The sequence below is a fragment of the Kordia antarctica genome (assembly GCF_009901525.1).
In the GTDB taxonomy this organism is placed as follows: Bacteria; Bacteroidota; Bacteroidia; order Flavobacteriales; family Flavobacteriaceae; genus Kordia; species Kordia antarctica.
In genome coordinates this window covers 1,121,747-1,146,444 of the sequence record NZ_CP019288.1, presented here as the reverse complement: position 1 = coordinate 1,146,444, position 24,698 = coordinate 1,121,747, and the positions used below count along the sequence as shown (strand labels likewise).

Here is a 24,698-nt window from a genome sequence, read left to right as displayed (position 1 = left end):
ACATATATACAGAACTATTATTCAAAAGATTCTATTATTTTGTCTAAATATAAGATATACATACACACGCACAATGAGGTTTCCCGTAATCCAATAGAAAAAACCTTTAAACCAATAAAAACATCAACCCAAAAAAACACGCACAATCATTAATTTTTCAATTCTTCAATCTTTGAATTCCCTAAGTAAAAACCACTGAATCGCCATAATTGTCTTTGCATCTTCAAATTCGTTTGCTTTGTACATTGCTATTACTTGTTTTGTAGTGAGTTTTACAAGCTGAATATCTTCTTGTTCGCTTTCCAATCCGCCGCCTTTTTCAGTTTTATGTGTGGAATTGACTTCAGCAAAGTATAAAAATGTTTTTTCCGAGCAACCGCCAGGCGACACATACGACGAACTAATTAACGTCACCGAATCCAATTCATAGCCGATTTCTTCTTTCACTTCTTCTCGAACTCTGAATTCAGGATCATCATTTTCTTTCATGGAACCTGCGGGAATTTCAAGCAGCCAACCATCTGTACTTTGAATCGTTGGATATCTGAATTGCTTTGTAAACAGGAAAGAATCTGTATCTTTTTCATAGACTAAAATCGCAACGGAATTTCCTCTTTCAAAACACAAACGATCCGCAGTAAGAGAATTTCCATTAAAAGCATCATACGTTATTTTTCCTTTCTTAATCTTGAAAAAGTCATCAAAAACGGTTTTTTCTTCTAGTATTTTATAATTCATCGGAAACAATTTTTAGTGAAAATAATATACTTCATAAAAGTACTCAAACATTCGTTGCAAACAATACGATTTCCCGTAATCGGCTTATAAACTTTTAAACACATAAACTCATAAACCCAAATAAGCCATAATTCAAAAAAGTATTACCTATTTTTGCACGAAATCAACGTTGCTATGAATGTTACAATCGAGCCAAATAAACCAACACCAGTTGTTCCTGAAAAAGAAATAGCGTTGTATTATCGTGGAATTGATATAAAACAGACGATTAAAGTTTTGGAAGCTGGAAAGTATGTTTTGGTAACTGAATTCTATTCAAACGGACTCGAATTATTGAAAGAAATCCATTCATATCTACAAAAAAAATTACCGAACAAAACGTTTTTAGAACAACGAAAGTATAGAGATACCTATCATAAACTTTCAAACTTAATTTTACTAGAAATTGTAGATCATAAGTTGGAAGTTAAAAAGTCGCCCGAAATTGGTTGGTTGGAAAAGTTATATCCAGAAAATGAACATTTCTTTTTATCATTTTCACAAATTCAAGGATTGAATAGTGCTTGGCAATGGTACAAAAAAGGAATTGTAATTCCTGTATTGCGAAACAAATTACATCCGTATTATGGCGTATATTTTCCAACGCGATTTGAACATTTAGAACTTTTTGACAATTGGTTGAAACGTTACAAAGGCGACAAAAAAACCGCAATTGATGTTGGAATTGGAAGCGGAATTCTTGCATTTCAACTCGTAAAACATGGTTTTCAAAAAGTATTTGGAACGGACACGAATCCGAATGCGATTATTGGTTTGAAAGAATTTATGGGAGAAACCAAACTTTCTCGAAAAATTGAACTTGATTTTGGACATCTTTTTGGAAAATGGACTAAACCGTCAGAACTCATTGTGTTCAATCCGCCGTGGTTGCCAATAACACAGGAAATGAATCGACTTGATGAAGCCATCTATTATCCTAAAACCTTGTTTCCAGATTTCTTTAAAGAAGCAAAAAAAAGACTCTTGCCTGATGGAAAATTAGTAGTGCTATTTTCAAATTTAGGACAGCTTATAAATTCAAAAAATGAACATCCAATAGAAATAGAACTTGCCGAAGGTGGACGATTTCAATTGGAACGCTGTTTCAAAAAATCTGTCAAAGCAGCTTCAAAAAACACAAAACGCGATCAACATTGGCGTTCTGAAGAAGCTGTTGAACTTTGGGTTTTGACACATCTATAAACTAAAAAAAAGACTGTATGAAAAGGTAAAAACAACGTCATTACGAGAAATTTTTCATTTCGAAGTAATCTGTAAGTCAATAACTTAAATTTGACAGATTGCTTCATTTCGATTCAACTGAATGTAAAACATTTCATTCGCAATGACTGCTTTTCAGACAGCCTTTTTTTATAAAAATTATTAGAAAGCAGCTTATCTTTTAGCTTTCTTCTCTCTCTTTTCTTGCTTTTTCTCTTTCGCCGTTTTTAACGGTTCTTTTTTTGTACTCTTCTGTGCGTCCTTACTTTTAGCCATAATATTATCTTTTTAGCGTTATTTTATAAATTGTCAAATCACAAAATAGCATTAATATTTGATTTACCAAATATAAATTGTAGTTATGATGTAGTAAAATAAGATTCTCACCATGAAGTTGATTTTTTAAACTTAAACAAACAAACAAATAAACTTTTAAACTCATCAACTAATAAACTCACCAAAAAACCACGTAAAACCACGCTAGTATAAAACGGTCACGAATCATATCTTTAAGCAATCAAAAAAATCAACCTCATGGCAAACACAACTCCAAAATTTAGAATCTATCCATCTATCGGAATTGCGCGACTCGGAAATGGTCCTGCAGAAAAAGATCAAGTGATATTCAGTCCCGAAATTCCTTGGGAAAACCTGTATAAAACAGATCAAGAATATTTAACGAAAGATGGACGTTTAAAAAAGCAAGCACAACGTTTTTACATTTATGAATGTGACGACAACGGAAATCCAACAAAACAAATAAATACGTCTGATTTTGACATAGAATGGTCAGTAGAAGTTGCGAATAAGAAACCGTTTTGGTATGATTTCAATAATAGTTTAGACTTATCTGTCATGGCAGACAATCAAAACTTATCGCCAAATTTCGTGAAAGATAAACTCGCGCCAGGCATTAATGCAGAACGCAGAAATCCAAACGTATTAAATCAAGGATTACGCGTGGAAGATGGTTATGATTATCGAAAAGATTTGGTAAATCATCCCGGAATTGTAAGTGTAGATGAAGCTTCCAAACGAAAAGAAATTAAAGGAGAATTTCCTTCTTCTAGAATGTCTAAAAGTAATTTTAGTATGTTGGCAAAACGCATGAATGTCGATTCGAAACAAGTCAATTTAGGAACGGTGGAATACGATGATGACGGAACACTTATATTTTACGGAGCAGACGGAATTTCTGCTGCGTTGAATCCTTCAGACTTAAATACAGATTTTGCTGACAACTCCAATTGGTATGATGATATTTGTGACGGAAGAGTTACGGCTAGCATCCGCAAAAAATCTTCTGGAGAAAAATATGAATTAAATGACGCAACTTCTGCGGCTTGGGTTGCTTCAGCTCCGCCAGATTATGCGCCACAAATTCAGCCACTTTCAACGATGTTCGATTTAATTACTGGAGCGGCAAACGAACATCATGCTTCAGAATTGGCAACCGTTTTTCCAATGATGTATCGTTTATACAGAATGCAATGGGTGAATTTGGGTGATTTCTTAGCACCATCTTTTAAAGAAACTATTGACGAATTAATTGCGGCGGACAAGTTCAAATACATGTACACAAAAGAACCAAAAGCAGAAGCAGATGCAGTTCGGGAGAAAATTTTCAACATGTTTCGTGATCCAGCATATAATATGGCGAACGAACCAATTATTCCGAGTAAAAACACTACGGATTTAGTGAATCGCGGAAGCGGAACAGACGAATTAAAATTACCATATTATCCAGGTGATGCGATTGATTATCCAGGAAGTCCAGCACAATGGTTTGCGATTCCACCGATGATTTACGATCAATTAAAAAAATGGCGTGATGGTGATTTTTTCACACCAGAAAGTTTCAACTTTAAAAACATTGATGAAATGGGCGAGTTTTATCAGGAACAATTTTTAGTTTCTGCGAAAGATGAAGCTCGGAAACCATTATTGATGACGCGTGCTGTGTTAGAAACTTTATACGGCGGTGGATTTCATCCAGGTGTAGAATTGACTTGGCCAATGCGACATGATGAAATGTATTCAGAAAACTCAGAAACCTTTAAATATATTGTAGACAATCAAAAATATAGAATTGGCGCGTACGGATTACGAGAAGTTCGATTGAATTTAGCAACAAAAGAAGAACAAGAAGATATCTTTTATAATGATTTCGGATTTTCCATGAATGCAGAAGATGTTCGAAAATCAATGGACGGACGAAGTAAAGAAAGTTGGTTATGGAAAGCTACGCCGGGCGATTTAACGAAATGGATGGGAATTCCGTGGCAATCAGATGCAGGAAGTTGCCAAGCAGTTTATGTGGAAAAACAATATCCAATTCCGTCGTGGTGGGCAGCAAATTTACCTGTACATGTGTTGCCTATGGATAGTTATAAAAAATTGTTAGATCCAACAATTTTAGACGATACAAAACGAAATATTTACGCCAACCGAATGGATTGGTTACACACTGCAAGTACTGGATTTATTGGCTATCATGCAGAAGGTGGTTATATGAATGGATTGATAAATATGGTGTATCAATGGAAAGATATTGGCGTTGTCACGGGAAGAAAATTAGATTTGGATATTGATGGAATTCCAAATATCGTTTATGTGGCGTATGATGCGAAGGATAATTAGTTTTTTTAGTTATGAGTTATGAGTTATGAGTTATGAGTTGTCGGTTATGGGTTTTCGTTGAAATACCAAACGTCACTTCGAGTGGAATTCTGAAAGAATTCTGTATCGAGAAGTATTCAATATGCATAGATGGTTTCATATAACTGAAAACTGAAAACGGGCAACTGAAAACTGAAAAAATGTGAAAAAAGAAGTAATCATTATTGGAAATGGCATTGCAGGCGTAACGCTTGCAGTGCTTTTACAACGTAAAAATATTCCGTTTGTTTTATTATATCGGGAAGAAGAAAAACTGCCTTTTGCGTTGGGCGAAACGCTTCCGCCATCAGCAATGTCTTTATTGAATGAATTGGAATTATTGTCTTTGTTTGAAGAAAATGCGTATCGAAAAACCTACGGATATCATTCTATGTGGGGAAGTTCGCGAGTGACAGATATGAACTTTTATCATCAAAATCCGTATAAAAATGGTTTGAAAATTAATAAGCATCAAACCTTAGAAAAATTACGTGAAACTATAAAAGATAACATGGTTTCCTATCGTAAAGGTTTTGAAATCATTCATGAGGAACACGGAAATACGGTGGTTTTGGCAAAAAATGAAGGTGTTAAAATTATTCAAGGAAAAATTCTAATTGATGCCACAGGAAGAAACAGAGCAGTTTTGCAAAAGTTGAAAATTGAAAGTGTAATTCATGACGAATTGGTTGCAGTAAGTTGTCATATTCCAAAAATAAAACATCCAAAACTCACGCATGAAGTCTATGTAGAAAGTTTTAAAGATGGTTGGGGAATTGTTTCTGCGTTGAGCGAAACTGAAAATATTTGCACGATTTTCACCAATAAAGGAAATGAAATTTTAGCCAAACTTAAAGATATTTCGCAATGGAAATCAACATTGGCTGAAACGGTTTATTTAAAAGATTTCTTAACAGAAAACACAGAAGCTAAAATAAAAGGTGGAAATGCAAATTCCTCTGTAGCAAATCAACTTGCAGGTACTAATTGGCTTGCACTTGGCGATGCCGCAATGTCTTTTGATCCATTATCTTCCCACGGAATTACCAATGCAATGTACACTTCGGCGAAAGCCTTAGAAGCGATTGAGAAGAAATTAAATTTTGCAGATGTAGAAGCATTTCCCGAATATGATTCCACTATGAAAATTATCTTTCAACAGTATTTACAATCTAAAAATCGGTTGTATCAACAGGAGATTCGTTGGAAAGATGTGGAGTTTTGGGAGCGGTTTTTTTAATCAATTATCTTCTATCCTTAATAAATCCCTGACCTTTACAGCGACCACAGTTTTTTCTACTTTCTAAATCATTATCACATGTTGGGCATGTAATTGTACGTTCTATGTCTTTGTGCGGACCTTTTTCTATTGAATTTTCCATAATTTTATATTTTGAGGTTAATTATAATTGTTCATTGATAAGTTGATTGATTATGTTAATAATATTATTTGCAGCTAGATTATTTAAAACTTGATGATTTAGGTTTGGACTCACAAAACTGCTAATCCATACTGTGTGGAAATCATATTCGTCCGCAATTTCATCTACTTTCCAGACTGTCGTATCTCTAGTTCTAGAGGCACAAATAATTATATCACAATTTCCCAACTTTGGATTTAATTTTTCATCAGCTAATTGTCCTAGTGTATTATACTTGAAAATTCTACTCTTTGGATCACCTTGACTTTCAAATCCAATTCTGATAGTTCCGATTTGTATGGTCAAAAGAATATCGTTTGTGAAATCATGTTGAATATGAACTTTGGCATTTGGGTTTTGATCAATTAATAATTGAGCAGTTCTTTTTATGGTGTCAGATTTACCTTTACCGCTTGTTCCGTATATTGCAATTATTGTTTTATTCATTTCTGTGTTTTAATTTCTTTAAAGATAAATTATACTAAAACTTTTACCTTACGGTTTTCCACATTCTGACAAAAAAAATAATTTTGCATAAACACTTAATCATTCACAGTTAGCAAAGTCGAAGTGAATAAACAAACAAACGAATCAACAAACAAACAAATGAACAAACAAACAAACCAACAGACAAACAAACCACATTTCACAAAAATTGAATAACTTCGCAGCATGATTAAAGAAATTCAGCTACGCGTTGCGATTGATGAGGAAACGCAAGACGATATTGTATTGCAAAAAGCAATGAAACAATTGCAGGTTTCTAAAGAAGAAATCAGCGGAATCAAAGTCTTACGAAAGTCTATTGATGCACGTAAACCGTTAATTATCTTCAATTATAAAGTAGCTGTTTATATCAATGAATCACTTCCAGAAGCGAGCGAATATCAGTTTGAATACAAAGATGTTTCCAACGCAAAAGAAATTCATATCATAGGTTTTGGTCCTGCGGGAATGTATGCAGCATTGCGTTGTGTAGAATTGGGTTTCAAGCCAATTGTACTCGAACGCGGAAAAGACGTAAAAGAACGTCGGCGTGATTTGCGAGCGATCAATCAAGAACATTTTGTCAATGAAGATTCTAATTATTGCTTTGGCGAAGGCGGCGCAGGAACCTATTCTGATGGAAAACTCTATACGCGAAGCCTAAAACGTGGCGATGTCCGTAGAATCTTCGAAAACTTAGTCTATCATGGCGCAACCGATCAAATATTAGTCGATGCACATCCACATATTGGAACGAATAAACTACCTCAAGTTGTAAAAAATATTCGGGAAACCATTCTAAAATTCGGTGGAGAAATTCACTTTGAAACGCGCGTCACGGATTTCATCATCAAAGAAAATAAAATACAAGCGATTCAATTGAAAGATGGTCGTGAACTAACTGCAAATCGTGTCATTCTTGCCACAGGACATTCTGCCAGAGATATTTACGAATTATTACACAAACACGAAATTGCACTCAAAGCAAAATCGTTTGCAATGGGCGTTCGTGTTGAACATCCACAAGAAATAATAGATAATATTCAATACCATTGTACGGGCGAGCGCAACGAATTATTGCCAGCGGCGGCGTATAGTTTGGTGCATCAAGTAGGCGATAGAGGCGTATATTCGTTTTGCATGTGTCCTGGCGGATTTATTGTGCCAGCCGCAACCGCAAATGGCGAAATTGTCGTCAATGGAATGTCGCCATCAAAGCGAAATAATAAATTTGCAAACTCTGGAATTGTAGTGGAAATCAACGCAGATGTCGATTTATATAAATATGAAAAATTCGGCGTTTTAAAAGGATTGGAGTTTCAAAAAGATTTGGAACGTTTGGCATTTACGGCTGGCGGAAGAAGTCAGGTAGCACCAGCACAGCGTTTAACAGATTTTGTAGAAGGAAAATTATCTACGGATTTGAATGCTACGTCGTATCAACCTGGATTAAATTCGGCTCCTTTGCATTCACTTTTGCCAAAATCAATTGGTGGACGTTTGCGAAAAGGATTTGCCGCATTTGGTCAGAAAATGAATGGTTATTACACCGATCAGGCAAATGTTATTGGTGTGGAATCGCGTACATCTTCGCCTGTAAACATTCCTAGAAAAGAAAATTTAGAGCATCCAGAAGTGGAAGGATTATTTCCGTGTGGAGAAGGCGGCGGTTATGCTGGCGGAATCGTTTCTGCTGCAATGGACGGCGAACGTTGTGCGGAAGCGGCAATTGTTGGCATGTAATTTGAGTAGCATCAATAGTATTTAAAACATACATAAAACATTTTTCACAAAATCATCAATAATTAATCCATAAAAAAATAATTAGTCTATTTTAAAATATTGAATTATATTGTTGACGTTAAACTTATTAAAATCCCGATTATGAAAATTCTAAAAAAACTATCATTTGCCCTTCTAACCTTGATGCTATTATTTTCTTTTACAGCTCCCGACGGAGAACACGTTGGTAAATGGAAAGGAAAAGACAAAGGCGATATTGGTTTTTTAACCTTAAGTAGTGATGGATATGCTACGTTTGAATTCAATGGACAAACCATGGGAGGAAAGTCGTACGATCACCAAGGAACAAAAGCCGCGATGAAGTATACTGTAAATGATGGAACGTCGCCAACATCTATTGATTTTATTATTCTTGATTTAGAAGAAGATACTGAATTGGGTCGTTTAAAAGGTATCATTAATATGAAAACCAGTAATGAAATGGAAATGGCGATTTCATTTGGTGGCGGAGCCGGAAGACCCACTGATTTCTCGAATGATGCGATTGTGTTTAATCGTATGAAATAGACAAAATATTAAATTATATATGTGAAATCCTCGTCAATTGATGAGGATTTTTTTTGATATTTAATGAAGCTGGAGTTTTATTGTGGCAATTTTGTTTATCGATAAACAGATTGCTTCAGTCATACTTCCTTCGCAATGACGTTTCAAAGAATTTTAAACAATCCAAACACCCAACAATCTAAGAAGTCTAGCTTAAAATTTCTCAAAAACGCCCAATCCAAAGAGTGCAAAATCATACTTTACAGGATCATTCGGATCTAGTTTTCGCAAAGCAGTATCAAGCTCTAACAATGCTTTTCCATCGTTTTGTTTGCGTTTTAAAATGCCTAATTTTCGTGCTACATTTCCAGAATGCACATCTAGCGGACATGATAGTTGTGATGGAGAAAGTGTTTTCCAAATACCAAAATCTACACCTGTATTGTCGTTGCGAACCATCCAACGAAGAAACATATTAATACGTTTGGCAGCACTTCCTTTGTTTGGATCAGACACATGTTTACGGGTTCTTTCAGGATGCGGAATGCTAAAAAAAATTTCTTTAAATTGTGAAATCGTGTTTTGCATACGTGCTTCGTTGGTTGTTGTAAAAACAGCTTCCAATCCGCCATGATTTTCGTAAATATTCTTTAAAGCTTTTATGAAGAATTTAAAATCAGTACCGTTAAACGTTCGATGCACAAATGATTCCAACGATTCTAAATCTTCTTCTGTGTGATTCATGACAAAATCGTACGGCGTATTTCCTAACAATTTCATCATTCGTTTTGCATTTCTATTAATCATCGTCCGATTTCCCCAAGCAATCGTAGCCGTTAAAAAAGCAGCAATTTCAATGTCTTCTTTTTGTTGAAATTGATACGGAATTTGAATCGGATCGCTTTCTACAAATTTTGGTTGATTGTACTCAATCACTTTTTCGTCAAGAAAGGCTTTTAGTTCAGTTAATTTCATAGCATGTGGAAGTCTTTCGCAAAATAATTATTATTTTAGTGTTTAGTTATCGTAGCCTTCGAGTGTCTCAAGCTACTTCTAACACTTCGAAAAGTTGAGCGTACTTTATTTTTAAATGAAATCTGGAGTTTCAGAGTAGTTCCCAATACAAAATTCTATCGAATTTTACTCGAACTGACGTTTTGAGAGTTTTCAATCTTTTAATTTTCAATTCTTCAATTCCTTTAAGAAACAATATTCCCATCGCGCATTTCAATCTTCCGATCTGCCATATCGGCAAGTTCTTTATTGTGTGTAACGATGACGAAGGTTTGTCCAAATTCTTCCCGAAGTTTAAAAAACAAATTATGTAAATTATCTGCCGATTCCGAATCTAAATTTCCACTTGGTTCATCAGCAAAAATAATGGCAGGTTTGTTCATCAATGCTCTTGCAACGGCAACACGTTGTTGTTCGCCACCAGAAAGTTCGTTGGGTTTGTGATTGTACCGACTCGATAATCCCAAGAAATCCAACAATTCTTTGGCTCTTTTTTCTGCTTCTACTTTGCTAGTATTGTTGATTAATGCCGGAATGCATACATTTTCAATTGCGTTAAATTCTGGAAGTAATTGATGAAACTGAAAGATGAATCCGATATGTTGGTTTCGAAACTTAGCTAATTCTTTTTCAGAAAGCGTTTCGGTTTTTATAGTATTGATTATGAGTGAACTATCTGTTTTTGGCGACATTTGATCTAACGTACCTAATATTTGAAGTAAGGTTGTTTTTCCCGCGCCAGAAGCACCAATAATAGAAACAATCTCTCCTTTTTTGATCTCTAAATTAATGCCTTTTAGCACTTCTAAATCGCCGTAATATTTATGAATGTTTTTCGCTATAATCATGGAATATCTATAAAAAGTCGAATTTACTACATAAAGCTGTGACGCACAATTATGAATTGATATTGTTTTTCTTTTTATTTCTCAACAACTGTTTTACATCATTATAATCAATAAAATACTGCAATCGCAATGAGAATGTATGTTGAATTGGTTGTTCCAATAAAGTACTTAATGCAGAAAAATATTCTTGCTCTGAAGCATTATCCGAATTAAATAATTGATTGCGATACAAAGCTGTCAAGAAACTTCCCGGCGCAAATTGCCAAGAATAACTCAAATCTAAATTCCACGTGCTAAAGTTGATATTTGGATTGTTCTCTAAATCGCCAACTTCATAACCTGTAGATCGATCTAAACGTCCGTTTTCTTTCAAGGTAAATAAATCGTTTTCATACGTTACCGTTGACCAATAATTTCTAAAAGTCAAACCAAGTGAATGGAAAGGATTAAAGTTATAATTCACATTCATGCGATTGATCAATGTTTTGCGATCACGCTGACCAAAAATAATGTCATTGCCAACCGTAGTTGCATATCCGCGATTTTTGTATGACATATCGCCACTAAACGAATATGAAATAATAAACTTATCGTTTACCTGAATTCTTGGACCAATATTAAACCAAAAATCATTGGAATCTCTTCCTTTTTCAAAGAATGTAGCACCGCCAATATTTGCATCAATCGCAAACGTATTATTGTAATTAGTAGAAACCCGAACATTGGCATTTATTCTATCTTCATAAATGAAAAAACGACCATCTTGTCGCGGTTCAAAGTAATCAAATTGCTTTCCAAATTGATAATTTACGTTTGCTCCAAAATTGTGCAATGTTTTTGTTTGTGCATCAAAATTGATTCCGCCATTTCCGCCTGTATACGTATTCGGATTTGCCAAACGTCTATAATTTACGTAGGTTCCGATGTAATAATTATTTAATTTTTCTGTTGGTTTGAAGATTCTATACGATGCATCAATTCCGAAATTGTTAAAGTTGTTTCTAAACTGTAACCCTAAATCGTTAATGTTGTATTTATCGTCAGCATAACTGTGATCAAAACTATATCTATAATTTCCGTGTACTTTTCTTGCCACGAAAAATGAACTAAATCCAGTAGTTGTGCCGTCTAAATCATTCACATTACTCATCTTAATTTGACCTTCAACATTGTACGTATTTCTTTTATTTGTAAGATCTGCCAAAACACCAGTAACATTTGCGTCTCTAAAAGAACCTTCACGCGTTACGTTCGTGTTTATTAAACTCACAGATGAGTTTCCATTAAATTGTTGATCTAACACAATAATATTATAATTCGCCAACGGTTCTACAACTTGATCTCTGAATTCGCCCGTTTCTGTATCACGAATTGAAGCATTTGTTTTTTCGGTAACAGCATTAAAAACACCAATTCCGAGTCCTTTTTTCGTACGGCCAGAAACTTTTGCGGCATTAATTACTTTGACCGTTTTTGGGCGTTTTATAATTTCTTCCGTATCGGAAAGTTCAATATTGCCACTTGGTCTGCTACCAACTCTTCGTGAAAAGAATAAATTTCCTTTGTTGAATAAATCTACGCCTTCGGTAAAAAACTGTCGTTGCTCCGAGAATGTTTGTTCAAAAGGTCCTAAATTCAATACTAGATTGTCGAATCCAGCTTGACTGAAATCAGGAATTAACGTCATATCGAGCGTGAAATTTTCCGTAATTCCATACTTAACATCCAATCCAACATTAAAATCGCTTTCTGTTTGTCCGTCAAAAGAACTTGTAAGTCCAGACATAAACGGATAAAAACTCAAACGTGTTGGCGGCTCTATATTTTTAAGTCCTGTCAACTCACCATGATACAAACCAACATTCCCTTTGCTAATATCAAGAGGATTCCATGTATATTGTGAACGATCTCTTCTAAAATGTCTGTGAAATTGAATTCCCCAAGTTTGTACTTCTCTGTTCGAAAAACGAAGTGCTCTGTACGGAATTTTCATTTCCACAGACCAACCATCATCATTTATTTTTACAGCGCTATCCCAAACGGCATTCCAACCAAAATCTTCTCCATTACTCGGGTTTGCTACGGCATCGGCTTGTGTTCCAGAACTGAATACGAAAAATTCTGTATCATTCTGTGCATCATTATTTGGGTTTAAAATCAATCCGAAAAAATCTGATTGCCCAAAATTATCTCTACTTGTAAATTGGCGCATTATCTTTTCAGGATCGTCATATAGATACGCAGCAATGTAAATGGCAGTATCGTCGTACGTCATTTTAACGACGGTTTTATTTTCTTCGGTGTCGGGAACACCTACATTTGGTCTAAATTGGGTAAATCCGGTTGCTTCTTTGGCAGTTTTCCAGACGGCATCGTCTAAAATCCCGTCTATTTTGGGCGCTTCCGTAGTTCGTGCAATGGCTAATTGTTTTTTATTTTGCGCATGAGTGATGAAGCTCAATAGCAATATAAAACTGAAAGTTAGTTTAATTCGCATGTGTCGTTTTTTGATGATGTTTACTAGAATAGATTCAATAAAAATGAAACTGTTACAGTAATACGAGCAAAACTAGGATGCTATTGTATATTTTTTCCTAAAAAAAAGTTAAATATTACTTAAAATTTTTAATCGCAACCAAAGTTTTTAACTATTTGCACTTACTTTTTTTGAGTATCTTTAGCAACCAAGAAAATGAAAAAAGAAAACAATGCCATATAGACAACTAGAAGAATATAATATTGAAGTGACCAACGAAGTAAAAGATCGTTATAAGACTATTATTGAGGAACTTGGTGAAAATACGGAGCGTGAAGGTTTGGTGAAAACACCAGAACGCGCCGCAAAAGCCATGCAATTTTTAACGCAAGGTTATGACATGGATGCTGCCGAAATTTTAAAAGGAGCCATGTTTGCAGAAGATTACAACGAAATGGTGATTGTAAAGGATATTGAATTGTATTCGTTGTGTGAACACCATATTTTGCCATTTTTTGGAAAAGCACACATTGCGTATATTCCAAATGGACATATTGTTGGATTGAGTAAAATACCACGAATTGTTGATGTTTTTGCGAGAAGATTGCAAGTGCAAGAACGTTTGACGCATGATATTTTGGAATGTATAAATAATACACTAAAGCCAAAAGGTGTTGCCGTTGTGATTGAAGCTTCTCATATGTGTATGATGATGCGCGGCGTACAAAAACAAAACTCAGTTACTACAACTTCAGGGTTTAGAGGCGCTTTTGAAAAAATAGAAACTCGATCGGAATTTTTAAAACTGATCAGTTCTAGTCTTTCCTAATATAATTTTATCCTATTGAAACTACTCAACTACATACTTTTCGGTATATTTTTATTCAGCTTCAAAAGCTACGGACAACAATCCTTTGCAAATTGGAATGCGTTTGAAACGGCTTTTGTAAAAGATTTTGAACGTTTACACATTAATGATTTACAGATTTATTATGTAGATAATTTAGAACTGATTCAAAGCGAAAGAAATATAGCGAAGCAAGAACAGCTATTTCTGAAGTATAAAAAAGCTATTGCAAATTTAGATCGCGAAAGCTTGACAAAAGATCAAAAGATTGATTATGAAGTTGTTATATATGAAATCAATTTGCATTTAGAACGTATTCAACTTGAAAAAAAGTGGTTGCTTATAAAACCCAAAAGAGTTTCTACAGAAGGTTTACAAAGTATTCCAATGGGAAAAGAATGGTATGTGTATTTCTTAAAAAAATGGGTTGATGCTGAAGTTACGCCAGACGGAATGTTTCAATTTGGATTGTCTGAAATAGATCGTGCCAAAAAAGCAATGAATGCAATTGAAGAAGCTTCTGGTTTGGATAGTTTGGAATATCAAAAGTATCTAAACAGACCAATCTTTTTTCACAACAGTGAAGAAGCAATTCAAAACAATTTCGAAATCTTTAAGAAAGAACTATTACCTAATTTAATTGGCGCTTTTCCAAAAGTTGACCAACTTCCAGATGTATTTATCGAACGCGGAAAAAATGAAGCCTATGCGCAAGTTCCTGCGTATTATGCAGAACAGAGAAGTACGTTTTATTATAATTTTTTTGATAAACCTTTTAATAAAAGGCAAATCGCGTGGATTTACTTTCATGAAGCAATTCCGGGACATCATTATCAAATTAAATTTGAAGAGCAATTAGAAAAATCTAAAATCAAGCAATTGTTTGAATATAATGGCTATCGTGAAGGTTGGGCAGCGTATGTGGAAGAATTGATTCATGAATTTGGCACATACACCACAAAATATGACGAACTCGGAAAGTGGGAATGGGATATTATTCGTTCCGTGCGAGTTTCCATGGATGTTGGTTTGAATTACTACGATTGGAGCGATGAAAAAGCATTGCAATTCTGGCAAGAACATATCAAAGGACAAGATGATATTGCACAACGAGAAATCACACGAATGAAACGTTGGCCAGCGCAAGTAATTACTTATAAATATGGTGCTGATAAGATACTAAAATGGAAAGCACACAAAGCGGCAAGTTTACCACAAGGAAAAGAATTTCCGTGGTTGTGGTTTCATACGAAGATTTTGGAAAATGGAGCGTTGCCGTTTAGTGTGATGGATAAAGTTATTTTTGATTAGACTCGTTCCCGCGTAGTCGAGAATCTCTTGGACGCGCTTTGCTTTTGGATTGTTGGAATTTTTCTATGAAACGTCTTTGCGAGCGTTTTGAAAAAACGAGTGGCAATCTGTTCCTTGATAAACAGATTACTTCGTCGATTCCTCCTCGTAATGACGAAATCTATTCAAATTACTTTTTCCGTAACTTCTCATATAATTTCTTGTCATAAAAATCAATTTCATCCATGATAAGATTATGAAAATCTTCATCGTGCAATAGCAAATCTCCATTCAAACATATTCCTCTATATTCTCCAATACAAAGTGTATCAATATTGCCATTAGCATAATGAATAAGTGTTAAAACTCTAGCGTTTACAGATTCATTTGGTGATTTCTCTAATCTATTTAGATGCTCTTCAAAATCACTCAAATAAGAAGTGTTGGTTATTTTTTTATAACGTTTATTTCCTAATTCAATGAACATATAAGTACTGCAAAAATACCGATAATGCGTTGATATTCCTGGTTGCATATAGTGAAACTCTACACTTTTTATTGTAGTTGAATCACAAGAAATGAGCGATAAAAATACAAAAGATACTATGAATCGGATACTCATCTTACAGTTAGACTTTGGGTTTTTTCAATATGCTAAATCTAAAAGAATCCAAGCTAAAATCAAAATATAAAAACAGTTGAATTAATATTCACTAGGTTTGTATTCATGAAATTTATTCATCACATATTATGTATACTATTGTTGATAAGCACAGTTTCTGTTGCGCAAAACCATGCAACTTATATTTTTGCAAAATCAAAAGCGGTTTCTTCTGAGAACTATCAATCAATGACGTTTAATGGTGTTTGGAGTTGGTTTTCCGATCCGAGAGCTGTTTATTTTGAAGGAAAACACAAACGAACGTACGCAGGTTGGATTGATAATTACGGCGATGTTCATATTGGTTTTTACGATCATGAAACGGAAGAAATTCAATCGCATGTTATTTATGATAATTTAGAAATTGACGATCACGATAATCCTTCCATTCTTTTCGATGATTCAGGTCGATTGTTAGTCTTTTTCAACACACATTCACAAAATGAACGTCCGTTATTCATGCGAACGTCCACAAATCCAGAAGATATCAGCGATTGGTCGCCAATTAAAGAATTGTTTTTGAATGATGAATTAAGATATTCCAACGCGGAAATCCGTCAACATACGTATACAAATCCTGTTCGATTGTCCAAAGAAGAAGGAAAACTTTATATTTTCTGGCGAGGCGTTGACATGAAACCTTCGTATTCGGTTTCTACGGATAATGGAAAAACGTGGTCAAAAGGTGAAATTTTGTTTCTTCCAACGGAAGAAAATCATATAAAAGTGCCGTATACAAAAGTATATTCTGATGGAGTTTCTAAAATACATTTTGTCTTTACAGACGGACATCCAACGAAAGAAAAAAAGAACGGATTGTATTATATGTATTATGAGAACGGAAGTTTTTATAAAGCAAACGGCAAGAAAATAAAAGATGCGAATCAGTTGCCAATGCTACAAGATGAACTAGATGTAATTTTTGAATCTGACACGATAAAATCATGGAATTGGGACATTGCGCAAGACGAAAACGGAGATCCAATTGTTACGTATGCGAAGTTTCTAAAAGATGATTCACATATGTATTCGTATGCGACTTTTAATAACAATCAATGGAAAAGTTATGACTTGATTTACGCCGGCAAATGGTTTCCAGATACACGCCTTGGAACCAAAGAAGCAGCGCCACATTATTCTGGTGGAATTGTCATAGATCATGAAAACCCAAATACAGTATATGTTTCGGTAATGCGAAAAGGCGTTTTTGAGATTGAAGAATGGACAACGAAAAATAAAGGAAAATTGTGGAAAGCGACCAAAATCACGGAAAACTCTACTAAAAATAATGTACGACCTTTTGCAGTTCGTGGTGCTAAAAAAGGAAATCCGGTGCAAGTGCTTTGGTTGCAAAATACCAAGTATATTTATTATGCTAATAATACACGTGATAAAACAGATCCGCTCAATTTTAGAGATCGTTTTCACACTTCCGTGAAGATGAATTTGCTGAAACCAACATTGAAGGCGGAATTGACAAAAGAAAACCTAATTCGTTTTTTGCGCGAAGTTGTAGAACATCAATTGGAAAATCCTTCGAGAAAATTAACATATACTTATTGGCGTTACGGACTTGGATTTGCAGGTGTTGAAGCGTTTGCTGAAATTACCAAAGAAGCACGCTATGCGAATGAATTGCAAAACATACAACAATATCAAACGGAAGAAGATGAAGACGAAGATGAAATTGCTATTGAGAACATAATTTGGTCATATTCGGCGCAAAACAATCGAGAATATCTTCAGAAAATAGAAACGTTGACTGTTGAAGATTTTTCAGAAATGGAATCAGATTTGCCAATTGCTTCTGTGATTCGAGCTATTGAAAAATTTGAACAAACAATTGTTGCGATTGATGAGTTTAAAAAAATATATAAGACTAGTGTAAATTTAATGATTCAAGAATTTAATTTTGAACCTTTTACGGAATTAAATCTAAGAAGAAAAGCACTCCTAATCTACAGTTTTGCCGCAGGAATTCGAAATGGATTGATTGATAAAAAACATCAAGAAACTGTTTTAGATGCTTGGAAAAAACTACAACTACAAGTACTGAAAAAAGGCGTAATTACTTCCTTAGATGTTGCTACAAGTGGCGCAATTTTGATTGCTGGAAAAGAGGTTTTTGAAATTATAAATGGCAAATTATAAATGTAAAAGTGTTTTGCCACGAATGCACGAATTTATCAGAACCAAAAGCGTCACTTTGAGTGATTTTTTGTAAAGAAATAGAGAAAAATTGTATCGAGAAGTACTTTGAAAACAAATTATGATGTTTAGCTTTTTGTGTGATATTGAATCGCACTTCGACTTCGCTCAGTGTAAAAGTTTAATATGACGTTTTTTTGTCTTTAAAATCAGCTTCTTTGAAGTTTCTTTCGATAAAATTATAGCCAATATCATAGGTTATTGTTTGTCCCTTTTTGATGAAATACTTAAAAAAACGCCCGTCAGATTCAATCTTTAGATATTTATTTCTATAAATATAGACGCCTCCAAAATTATAAATATTATCGAAATTTATAGTTGTGACTTTTGCATTCTGTAACGCATACCAAAGTAAGAAACTTTCCGACTGTTTAAGAGATAACCGTTTTGATTCTTTCTCAAAATAGTAATCGTTAAATGCTGGTTTTATTGAGTCAATAGATATAGAAGTGAGCTCAAGTTGTTTGTGTAAATTTTCAATGGCTTGATATGTCCATAATAATTCTTTTGTACCAGCTTTTCCATAATCTTGAATGGTTTTTATAATTTTACCATTTTGAAAAAATGTTGTAGAGACAGTTTCGTCATCAGTATGTCCAACACTATAATTGTCAGCTACTTTTGAAATATTGATATCTTCAAATTTCTGAAATAGATAGTTTGTAAATTGCTCCGAAAGTTGTGCTTTGTATAATCCGAGTTTATCTGTGTTGCGTTCTCCATAAAATAAAACGTTTCCATTTCTACGAACTGAAATATTTATTACAGGACAAATTCCGTAACAACCAGAACGAGAAAGTACAATTTGATCAAAGGAAGTCGTGTCTTTTTCTTGTTTTTGCAAACGTTTAAGCGTACGTAATAATGTATCATTTCTTTTCAGAAACAAGGTGTCTTTCAGAGAAGCATCAATTGTGTACTTAAATTCAAGATGGTTTTCTATAGGATTTAAGATGAATAAACTATCAGCTTTTAATTGAAACGGAATAAATCCCGCGAAAGCGTTAAAATTCATCTTATGCGTACTCGTATCTCGCTCATATTTAGCAAATTGTCTAAAGAAATCAACACTGTCTTTTTGAAAATTGAGCCCAAAAGGTATTTTGAAAGGCACAACGTAGTTATCATTTCTCACTTTTTCTGCGTTGCTGTCAACCCAAGAACCTTGTATGCGATCTTTTAGGGTTTCTTTTTTTGTATTATTTGTACAATTACACATTAAAAGAAAGAGTAAAACGCTATAAATTATATTTTTCATGAGTAGTTTACTTAATCAAGTTAAATATACATTCAAATTCATAAATGACATAAAAAATTCTTGGCATTTTTATTGCTTTAACTAAGTGACATAACTAAAACTTTACATGACAATACACAAAAAAGAAAACAAATTTTTAAAATTACTACTAAGCATTATTTTCGATTTAGTTGGTTGCATTTCGTATATTCTTCCTGGATTTGCAGAAGCTACAGATATTATTTGGGCGCCAGTTTCTGCGTGGATAATGACAAAAATGTACAAAGGAACTTCTGGTAAAGTTGGCGCCGTAATTTCATTCATTGAAGAAGCTATTCCATTTACCGATATTATACCAACATTTACATTGATGTGGTTGTATACATATGTTATTAATCCAAATAAAAAAGAAGATAAAAACGTTATTGATATTACTGATATGCAATAATTAAAAAAATCCCTTAACAAATTTTCGCTAAGGGATTTTTCATTTTTTCAAAAGTATAATTTTGAATGTACCAATCGAGGTATTAATGGTATTGAAATCAAAGGTTTCTCGATACAAAATCTTTTCAAGATTTTACTCGAAACGACGCTTAGTGTAATTTTGAATTATTTAATCTTTCAATCTTTTAATTCCAATTCAACAGATTACTTCGTCGCAAACTCCTCGTAATGACGTTTCAAAAGTATAATTTTGAATTATTTAATCTTTTCAATCTTTCAATTTTCATTCAACAGCTTCGTAATGACGCTTCAAAAAATTTAAAATATATAATTCAACATTCAACATTCAACATTTACAAAGTAACAGATATTCCAACACTAATATTTCTTCCAATGTTTGGTAAATTATCTACTTTTAATCGTGACAAGTGTGCAATGTATTTCTTGTTTAATGCATTATTGATAGCAACATTGAAATTCACTTCTTGTTTGAATAATTTCGTTTTTCCGCCAATTCCCAAGTTTAGTAAACTATAACCGCCAGTGCGAGTTTCAAACTGACTTGTATTGTCTTGATCTAAAACAGTTCGTAAGGTTACAAAAGCGTTAGTTTCATGAAACCAATTGGTGTTATTTAGTAATTCCAGCCGAACCGTATTTGTCAATGTATTTGCAGGAATTAAAGGTAAATTGTTTCCATCTTCGCGTTTTCCGCGAACCGTTTCGTAGCTACTTTCAATGTGCAACCAATCTAGCGGATGCGGATGTAAGTGCAATCCAAATTCGCCACCATACAAACGCGCATCATCTTGAATATAGTTAAACACAGGGTTTTCTTCAATTGAAGTTCCATTTGGCGATAAAAATATATAATTGTTGATATTGTTATAAAAACCATTTGCAAAAATTTCTAAATGTTCTGAATTGTATTCCAATGCCAAATCTACTTGAAAATTTTGTTCGTTATCTAAATTGCTGTTTCCAACTTCATATCTATTGCTTCCATGATGCACTCCATTCGAACTCAATTCAGCCAAATTTGGTGCTCTAAAACCTGTTGCAAGGTTGATTCGCGCAATTAAATTCTTCGACAAATCAGTTCTTAAACCTAACGCACCATTGAAACTATTAAAATTACGATCAATCGCTGTAAAGAAAATTTCATCACCAAACATTCCAAACGCTTCCGTTTCAATTTGTCTGCGATCATAGCGAATTCCTAATTGAATATCACTCTTTTCAAAGTGAATGTGCGAAGTTGCCAACACGCCAATATCATTCGTAGTTGCATCAGGAATTAATAATTCTTCGCCAAAATTGTCATTCGTTTGATGCATTCCTTGTACGCCAACAATCGTTTCAAAACGCCCAATTCGAGGTAAATTGTATTTTACATCATAATTGATAGTTTCTAATTTCATGTCCAAAGACGCGCCTTCTGCTTCTTCATGTTCGTCTTCATCTTCGTGTTCTTCAAACTCTTTACGACTGTTGTGCGTATAACCAAGCGTAATTGACAAACTTGAATTTTCCAAAAAGATATTCGTTTTAGAACTCAAAACATGTGTATCAATTTCTTGAAAAGGTTCCAACGGAGTTTTTGACGTATTTTGCACGCCTAATTCTTCAGGAATTCCTAATTCAGCCGAATTGTAATTGTAGCGAATTTCTGTTTTTACGCGTTCACTTTGGAAACCAACGCCCGTTTTTAAATCTTTTTCGTTAAATCGTGTGTTGGTTACTCTAAAATCTGGCGTATTATAATCAGAATGTGTTGCATAACCACCACGAATTAAGAACTTGAATTTTTCGCCAGACATTTTAAATCCAGCATTTCCATTAATTCCTTGCGTATTGCTAAAATAGTTGAGGTTAAAGTTTCCTTCAGACGTATTTGAAGCGGTAAAACGCTCCGGATTCAAGTATAAAACGCCACCAATTGCGTCCGAACCGTAGAGTAGAGAAGCAGGACCTTTTATAACTTCGATACTTTCAATTCCTGCGTCGCTTACGCCAAGTCCGTGTTCGCCACCAAATTGCTGATTTTCCAATCGGATTCCTTGTGTGTAGACTAAAACTCTGTTGCTGCTAAGTCCGCGAATGACAGGTTTTCCAATTCCGAGTCCAGTAGTCACACTTTCTACACCAGCAATATTTGTAATTCCCTCCGAAAGTGTTGTTGCGCCGCGCGCTTTTAAATCGCCCACATTGGCACGTTCTACTTTCATTACATTTTCACGTTGCAATTTGTGAAAAGGTGTAGAAATGATAATTTCCTCCATTTCAATAGCAGAAGGCGAAAGTGTAAATGATAACGTTTGATCGCCAGTTTCTATTTTGATTTCTTTTGAAAATGTACTATATCCTAAAGTTGATATAATGATTTTATAGGTTCCTTTCGGAAGATTTTTTAAGGTGTAATTTCCCTCTAAGTCAGTAATTGTTCCTTTTTCAAGCTTCGGAAAGTATACGTTTGCGCCAAATATGGGCGTATTGTTTTCTGCATCTGTAATGATTCCAGAAAGTGTGTTTTGTGCATATGTTGCGTAATTTCCACATATAAATGCGAATACTAAAAATAAGTATTTATTCATAAAAGTCGTATTAAATAAATTTGATTGTAATAAACAGAAGCTACACATGAAAATGTATAGTTCGGTTAAAATTGATATGTAAACGAGAATTATGAATTTTGTGGCGGACCACGAAGTGCAAAACTGAGTTCTTGATATTCACTTAAATACGCGTAGTAATTGAAGTTTTGCGTACGAATCTTTTTGATTACGATAAGTGTATGTTGATGTGGTGTAAATTCTATTTGTGGCGTCAAATGATATGAAAGATACTCACAATCTATAATTTGCTCATGAATATGTGTGCTATTGTCAGTACATACTTTGTGTTCATGATTGGCAAATAAGTGTAAAAATTTCGTTGCTGTCGGCAATAGCAGTAACATCGCTAAACTTAAGATAGCGATTGCAACAAAACTATTTTTCAACGTTGTTTTCATTCTTACTTGATAATTTTCATGCGTTTGAGCATTTTCTTTTCAAATTCCCAGAAAAATTTGAATTGCCCCAAGAGTGTTCCAAAGATAATTAATAGAATTTGATAGAGCGGTAATATGATGATAATTCTAACAATCCAATAGAAAAAACCACCAAAAAAACCATCTGCGAAAAGTGTTCTAGTAAAGCCAAACCATTCCAAAAAAGGTCTAGCAATTCTCAATGAGCTTGTTCCCGTTAAGGCAAACACAATAAAGATTGTAATAATTTCCCAACGATAATTTGTCACCCATTTGTTTTCTAGTTTCTTAAAACACCAAAGAAAAAAACGAAGCATTATAAAAAAGAATACTCCTATACCAACGGCAAGGAGTATGTAATATAAAAGGTTGTTGTCTGAATTGTTTATGAAAGCACTGAGAATTTTTCTAGCAATTGCATACGCTGAATATACTAATCCTACGATTCCTAAAAAGGGAAAGAATAGTTGCCAGTTGTTTTGAATTTCCCAACGTTCTTTAAATGCGTTCATGTGTGATTTTTGCGATTGCAAATATACACAACTTCTGCATTATATCCGAACTGGAAACGCAGCTAACTTCTGATTGTACTTTTGTTGAAAATACACAAAGTAATAGTACAATTGGTAATTGACTTCGTAGCCATAATCAACAGTGGAGCGATAATTAATTTCCTGCTCGTACCACATACTGTTGTAGCGTGAAGGTTGTTGCACACGGATATTCCATTGCGTTACATAGACTTGATTTCTCGCTTCTAAAAATTGTTGCGAATAGTAATTACGCGGACGCGCAGTACTTGTCATCCATGCGCTAAAACCTGCCTCAAAAATGACAATGTCATATTCTTCGTCGTCGCTAGAAATCCGAATTGTGTCGGACACTTTTGTAGTATCGTCTGTTTTCTTTGTCATTGCTTTTTCTTGTCCGGCGCACGAATAGACGATGATTCCTGCGCAAGCAATTAATAATAATACTTTTTTCATAAAAAATTCAGTTTGATTAAAGATACGATTTTTTTAGGTTTTTTGTAGTCGTAAGGAGTGAACTGTGTATATGAATTAGTGATTGATACTTTTCAGTGATTCAAATATTTTCGTGGTTTTTTTGCTGTGCTAAAATTTTAGTTAAACTTTAAAAGTTATCTTTAAAGAAACACTTAAGTAAATTTTTATTTTTTAATTAAAAACATTTTTTGACATGCTTAAAAAACTTTCACGATTAGATATTTTGGAGATTTTATTGGTTGTTACAGTAGTGATAACTTTTAGTAGTTTTTATCATTTTTCAACACAACTTCCTAGTTCTTACAATAATGGTATTTCATCTACTGCAATACTGGAAAAACATAAGGCTGTAATAATTGGGTTTAGCTTAATTTGTATAGCTAGTCTTTTGTCTATCGTTTGGATTGAAATTCACAGAGCGAAATCTGATAAAGAGTAAATTAGAGTGTCTAGCAAAGTCTTGACATAAAAAAAGCGAACTAGTACAGTTCGCTCTTTCAATTCGTAAATTAATTTTTTAGCAAATTGGACGTGTTTGGAAATCCACTTCATTGGTTTTACAACGCTCTCTTGAGTTGTAAGTATCATTGCATACACGATAGTCTGTACGACGAAGCCCACCTGAAATTTCATTTTTATGCAGGTTAGATACCGTTGCTTTTGATAATTGTAAACTGTTTAGATTCTTTTTTTTCATGATATGTGATTTTAGATTACTAATTTAAAGCTTATTAATAGGAGTTTATTACGGTTTTTCCATAGAACAAATAAGTGTTTTAA

The 24,698-nt window shown here is 34.0% G+C and carries 22 protein-coding genes; 10 read left to right on the top strand and 12 right to left on the bottom strand.

The window, feature by feature from the left end; all coding sequences use genetic code 11:
- Window positions 1-165: 165 nt before the first annotated feature.
- Window positions 166-738 (bottom strand): NUDIX domain-containing protein, encoded by a 573-nt coding sequence (locus IMCC3317_RS04500; RefSeq protein ID WP_160128314.1) that lies wholly within the window; start codon window positions 736-738, stop codon window positions 166-168.
- A gap of 174 nt (window positions 739-912) precedes the next feature.
- Here IMCC3317_RS04500 and IMCC3317_RS04495 point away from each other — a divergent pair, with 174 nt between their 5' ends.
- The 3 genes from IMCC3317_RS04495 to IMCC3317_RS04480 all read left to right on the top strand — a co-directional run bounded on the left by IMCC3317_RS04495 (window position 913) and on the right by IMCC3317_RS04480 (window position 5,896).
- Entirely contained in the window at window positions 913-1,980 is a 1,068-nt protein-coding gene (locus IMCC3317_RS04495; RefSeq protein WP_160128313.1) for a methyltransferase, read from the top strand.
- A 552-nt stretch (window positions 1,981-2,532) separates the two neighbouring features.
- Window positions 2,533-4,638, top strand: a complete 2,106-nt coding sequence (locus IMCC3317_RS04485; protein WP_160128311.1) for a LodA/GoxA family CTQ-dependent oxidase — start codon at window positions 2,533-2,535, stop codon at window positions 4,636-4,638.
- Window positions 4,639-4,819: 181 nt separating this feature from the next.
- Window positions 4,820-5,896: an NAD(P)/FAD-dependent oxidoreductase gene (locus tag IMCC3317_RS04480; RefSeq protein WP_160128310.1), complete on the top strand. Its 1,077-nt coding sequence runs from the start codon at window positions 4,820-4,822 to the stop codon at window positions 5,894-5,896.
- Between the two features lie 163 nt (window positions 5,897-6,059).
- On the opposite strand, the gene IMCC3317_RS04475 is transcribed toward IMCC3317_RS04480, so the two are convergent.
- Window positions 6,060-6,524, bottom strand: coding sequence for a hypothetical protein (locus IMCC3317_RS04475; RefSeq protein WP_160128309.1), 465 nt, complete (start codon window positions 6,522-6,524; stop codon window positions 6,060-6,062).
- A gap of 225 nt (window positions 6,525-6,749) precedes the next feature.
- On the opposite strand from IMCC3317_RS04475, the gene IMCC3317_RS04470 reads away from it, so the two are divergent.
- Both IMCC3317_RS04470 and IMCC3317_RS04465 read left to right on the top strand, forming a co-directional pair.
- On the top strand, window positions 6,750-8,306 hold the full coding sequence (locus IMCC3317_RS04470; protein WP_160128308.1) for an NAD(P)/FAD-dependent oxidoreductase: 1,557 nt from the start codon (window positions 6,750-6,752) through the stop codon (window positions 8,304-8,306).
- 141 nt (window positions 8,307-8,447) lie between these two features.
- Window positions 8,448-8,873, top strand: coding sequence for a hypothetical protein (locus IMCC3317_RS04465; RefSeq protein ID WP_160128307.1), 426 nt, complete (start codon window positions 8,448-8,450; stop codon window positions 8,871-8,873).
- A 192-nt stretch (window positions 8,874-9,065) separates the two neighbouring features.
- On the opposite strand, the gene IMCC3317_RS04460 is transcribed toward IMCC3317_RS04465, so the two are convergent.
- The 3 genes from IMCC3317_RS04460 to IMCC3317_RS04450 form a co-directional block, all read right to left on the bottom strand.
- A complete protein-coding gene (locus IMCC3317_RS04460) occupies window positions 9,066-9,827 on the bottom strand; it encodes a TIGR02757 family protein (RefSeq protein WP_160128306.1) in 762 nt (253 codons plus the stop codon).
- A 224-nt stretch (window positions 9,828-10,051) separates the two neighbouring features.
- On the bottom strand, window positions 10,052-10,714 hold the full coding sequence (locus tag IMCC3317_RS04455; RefSeq protein ID WP_160128305.1) for an ABC transporter ATP-binding protein: 663 nt from the start codon (window positions 10,712-10,714) through the stop codon (window positions 10,052-10,054).
- A gap of 49 nt (window positions 10,715-10,763) precedes the next feature.
- Entirely contained in the window at window positions 10,764-13,211 is a 2,448-nt protein-coding gene (locus IMCC3317_RS04450) for a DUF5916 domain-containing protein (RefSeq protein WP_160128304.1), read from the bottom strand.
- A gap of 211 nt (window positions 13,212-13,422) precedes the next feature.
- Between IMCC3317_RS04450 and folE the strand changes: the two genes are divergently transcribed.
- A complete protein-coding gene (folE, locus tag IMCC3317_RS04445; protein WP_160128303.1) occupies window positions 13,423-14,019 on the top strand; it encodes a GTP cyclohydrolase I FolE in 597 nt (198 codons plus the stop codon).
- Window positions 14,020-14,034: 15 nt separating this feature from the next.
- Entirely contained in the window at window positions 14,035-15,348 is a 1,314-nt protein-coding gene (locus IMCC3317_RS04440; RefSeq protein WP_160128302.1) for a DUF885 family protein, read from the top strand.
- A 169-nt stretch (window positions 15,349-15,517) separates the two neighbouring features.
- Here the strand turns inward: IMCC3317_RS04440 and IMCC3317_RS04435 are convergent, their stop codons facing one another.
- Window positions 15,518-15,862 (bottom strand): hypothetical protein, encoded by a 345-nt coding sequence (locus IMCC3317_RS04435; RefSeq protein ID WP_160128301.1) that lies wholly within the window; start codon window positions 15,860-15,862, stop codon window positions 15,518-15,520.
- A 192-nt stretch (window positions 15,863-16,054) separates the two neighbouring features.
- Between IMCC3317_RS04435 and IMCC3317_RS04430 the strand changes: the two genes are divergently transcribed.
- A complete protein-coding gene (locus tag IMCC3317_RS04430; RefSeq protein WP_160128300.1) occupies window positions 16,055-18,139 on the top strand; it encodes a BNR-4 repeat-containing protein in 2,085 nt (694 codons plus the stop codon).
- A 178-nt stretch (window positions 18,140-18,317) separates the two neighbouring features.
- On the opposite strand, the gene IMCC3317_RS04425 is transcribed toward IMCC3317_RS04430, so the two are convergent.
- Entirely contained in the window at window positions 18,318-19,454 is a 1,137-nt protein-coding gene (locus IMCC3317_RS04425; protein WP_160128299.1) for a DUF6438 domain-containing protein, read from the bottom strand.
- A gap of 106 nt (window positions 19,455-19,560) precedes the next feature.
- On the opposite strand from IMCC3317_RS04425, the gene IMCC3317_RS04420 reads away from it, so the two are divergent.
- Window positions 19,561-19,881, top strand: a complete 321-nt coding sequence (locus IMCC3317_RS04420) for a hypothetical protein (RefSeq protein ID WP_160128298.1) — start codon at window positions 19,561-19,563, stop codon at window positions 19,879-19,881.
- 352 nt (window positions 19,882-20,233) lie between these two features.
- Here IMCC3317_RS04420 and IMCC3317_RS04415 read toward each other — a convergent pair whose 3' ends face one another.
- The 4 genes from IMCC3317_RS04415 to IMCC3317_RS04400 form a co-directional block, all read right to left on the bottom strand.
- A complete protein-coding gene (locus IMCC3317_RS04415; protein WP_160128297.1) occupies window positions 20,234-22,474 on the bottom strand; it encodes a TonB-dependent receptor in 2,241 nt (746 codons plus the stop codon).
- Between the two features lie 89 nt (window positions 22,475-22,563).
- Window positions 22,564-22,893, bottom strand: coding sequence for a hypothetical protein (locus IMCC3317_RS04410; RefSeq protein ID WP_160128296.1), 330 nt, complete (start codon window positions 22,891-22,893; stop codon window positions 22,564-22,566).
- A gap of 2 nt (window positions 22,894-22,895) precedes the next feature.
- Window positions 22,896-23,423, bottom strand: coding sequence for a DUF6787 family protein (locus IMCC3317_RS04405; RefSeq protein WP_160128295.1), 528 nt, complete (start codon window positions 23,421-23,423; stop codon window positions 22,896-22,898).
- Between the two features lie 39 nt (window positions 23,424-23,462).
- The gene (locus IMCC3317_RS04400) at window positions 23,463-23,897 is read right to left on the bottom strand and encodes a DUF6146 family protein (RefSeq protein WP_228054954.1); all 435 of its coding nucleotides are present in this window, start codon (window positions 23,895-23,897) and stop codon (window positions 23,463-23,465) included.
- Between the two features lie 214 nt (window positions 23,898-24,111).
- On the opposite strand from IMCC3317_RS04400, the gene IMCC3317_RS04395 reads away from it, so the two are divergent.
- Entirely contained in the window at window positions 24,112-24,357 is a 246-nt protein-coding gene (locus IMCC3317_RS04395; protein ID WP_160128294.1) for a hypothetical protein, read from the top strand.
- Window positions 24,358-24,435: 78 nt separating this feature from the next.
- Here IMCC3317_RS04395 and IMCC3317_RS04390 read toward each other — a convergent pair whose 3' ends face one another.
- Window positions 24,436-24,615, bottom strand: coding sequence for a class I lanthipeptide (locus IMCC3317_RS04390; RefSeq protein WP_160128293.1), 180 nt, complete (start codon window positions 24,613-24,615; stop codon window positions 24,436-24,438).
- Between the last annotated feature and the right edge of the window lie 83 nt (window positions 24,616-24,698).

What these genes read in the sequence shown, in the direction of transcription:
- IMCC3317_RS04500 (WP_160128314.1), bottom strand. Translation starts at nt 738, where the DNA reads ATGAATTATAAAATACTAGAAGAAAAAACCGTTTTTGATGACTTTTTC.
- IMCC3317_RS04495 (WP_160128313.1), top strand. Translation starts at nt 913, where the DNA reads ATGAATGTTACAATCGAGCCAAATAAACCAACACCAGTTGTTCCTGAA.
- IMCC3317_RS04485 (WP_160128311.1), top strand. Translation starts at nt 2,533, where the DNA reads ATGGCAAACACAACTCCAAAATTTAGAATCTATCCATCTATCGGAATT.
- IMCC3317_RS04475 (WP_160128309.1), bottom strand. Translation starts at nt 6,524, where the DNA reads ATGAATAAAACAATAATTGCAATATACGGAACAAGCGGTAAAGGTAAA.
- IMCC3317_RS04470 (WP_160128308.1), top strand. Translation starts at nt 6,750, where the DNA reads ATGATTAAAGAAATTCAGCTACGCGTTGCGATTGATGAGGAAACGCAA.
- IMCC3317_RS04465 (WP_160128307.1), top strand. Translation starts at nt 8,448, where the DNA reads ATGAAAATTCTAAAAAAACTATCATTTGCCCTTCTAACCTTGATGCTA.
- IMCC3317_RS04460 (WP_160128306.1), bottom strand. Translation starts at nt 9,827, where the DNA reads ATGAAATTAACTGAACTAAAAGCCTTTCTTGACGAAAAAGTGATTGAG.
- IMCC3317_RS04455 (WP_160128305.1), bottom strand. Translation starts at nt 10,714, where the DNA reads ATGATTATAGCGAAAAACATTCATAAATATTACGGCGATTTAGAAGTG.
- IMCC3317_RS04450 (WP_160128304.1), bottom strand. Translation starts at nt 13,211, where the DNA reads ATGCGAATTAAACTAACTTTCAGTTTTATATTGCTATTGAGCTTCATC.
- folE (WP_160128303.1), top strand. Translation starts at nt 13,423, where the DNA reads ATGCCATATAGACAACTAGAAGAATATAATATTGAAGTGACCAACGAA.
- IMCC3317_RS04435 (WP_160128301.1), bottom strand. Translation starts at nt 15,862, where the DNA reads ATGCAACCAGGAATATCAACGCATTATCGGTATTTTTGCAGTACTTAT.
- IMCC3317_RS04430 (WP_160128300.1), top strand. Translation starts at nt 16,055, where the DNA reads ATGAAATTTATTCATCACATATTATGTATACTATTGTTGATAAGCACA.
- IMCC3317_RS04425 (WP_160128299.1), bottom strand. Translation starts at nt 19,454, where the DNA reads ATGAAAAATATAATTTATAGCGTTTTACTCTTTCTTTTAATGTGTAAT.
- IMCC3317_RS04420 (WP_160128298.1), top strand. Translation starts at nt 19,561, where the DNA reads ATGACAATACACAAAAAAGAAAACAAATTTTTAAAATTACTACTAAGC.
- IMCC3317_RS04415 (WP_160128297.1), bottom strand. Translation starts at nt 22,474, where the DNA reads ATGAATAAATACTTATTTTTAGTATTCGCATTTATATGTGGAAATTAC.
- IMCC3317_RS04410 (WP_160128296.1), bottom strand. Translation starts at nt 22,893, where the DNA reads ATGAAAACAACGTTGAAAAATAGTTTTGTTGCAATCGCTATCTTAAGT.
- IMCC3317_RS04405 (WP_160128295.1), bottom strand. Translation starts at nt 23,423, where the DNA reads ATGAACGCATTTAAAGAACGTTGGGAAATTCAAAACAACTGGCAACTA.
- IMCC3317_RS04400 (WP_228054954.1), bottom strand. Translation starts at nt 23,897, where the DNA reads ATGAAAAAAGTATTATTATTAATTGCTTGCGCAGGAATCATCGTCTAT.
- IMCC3317_RS04395 (WP_160128294.1), top strand. Translation starts at nt 24,112, where the DNA reads ATGCTTAAAAAACTTTCACGATTAGATATTTTGGAGATTTTATTGGTT.
- IMCC3317_RS04390 (WP_160128293.1), bottom strand. Translation starts at nt 24,615, where the DNA reads ATGAAAAAAAAGAATCTAAACAGTTTACAATTATCAAAAGCAACGGTA.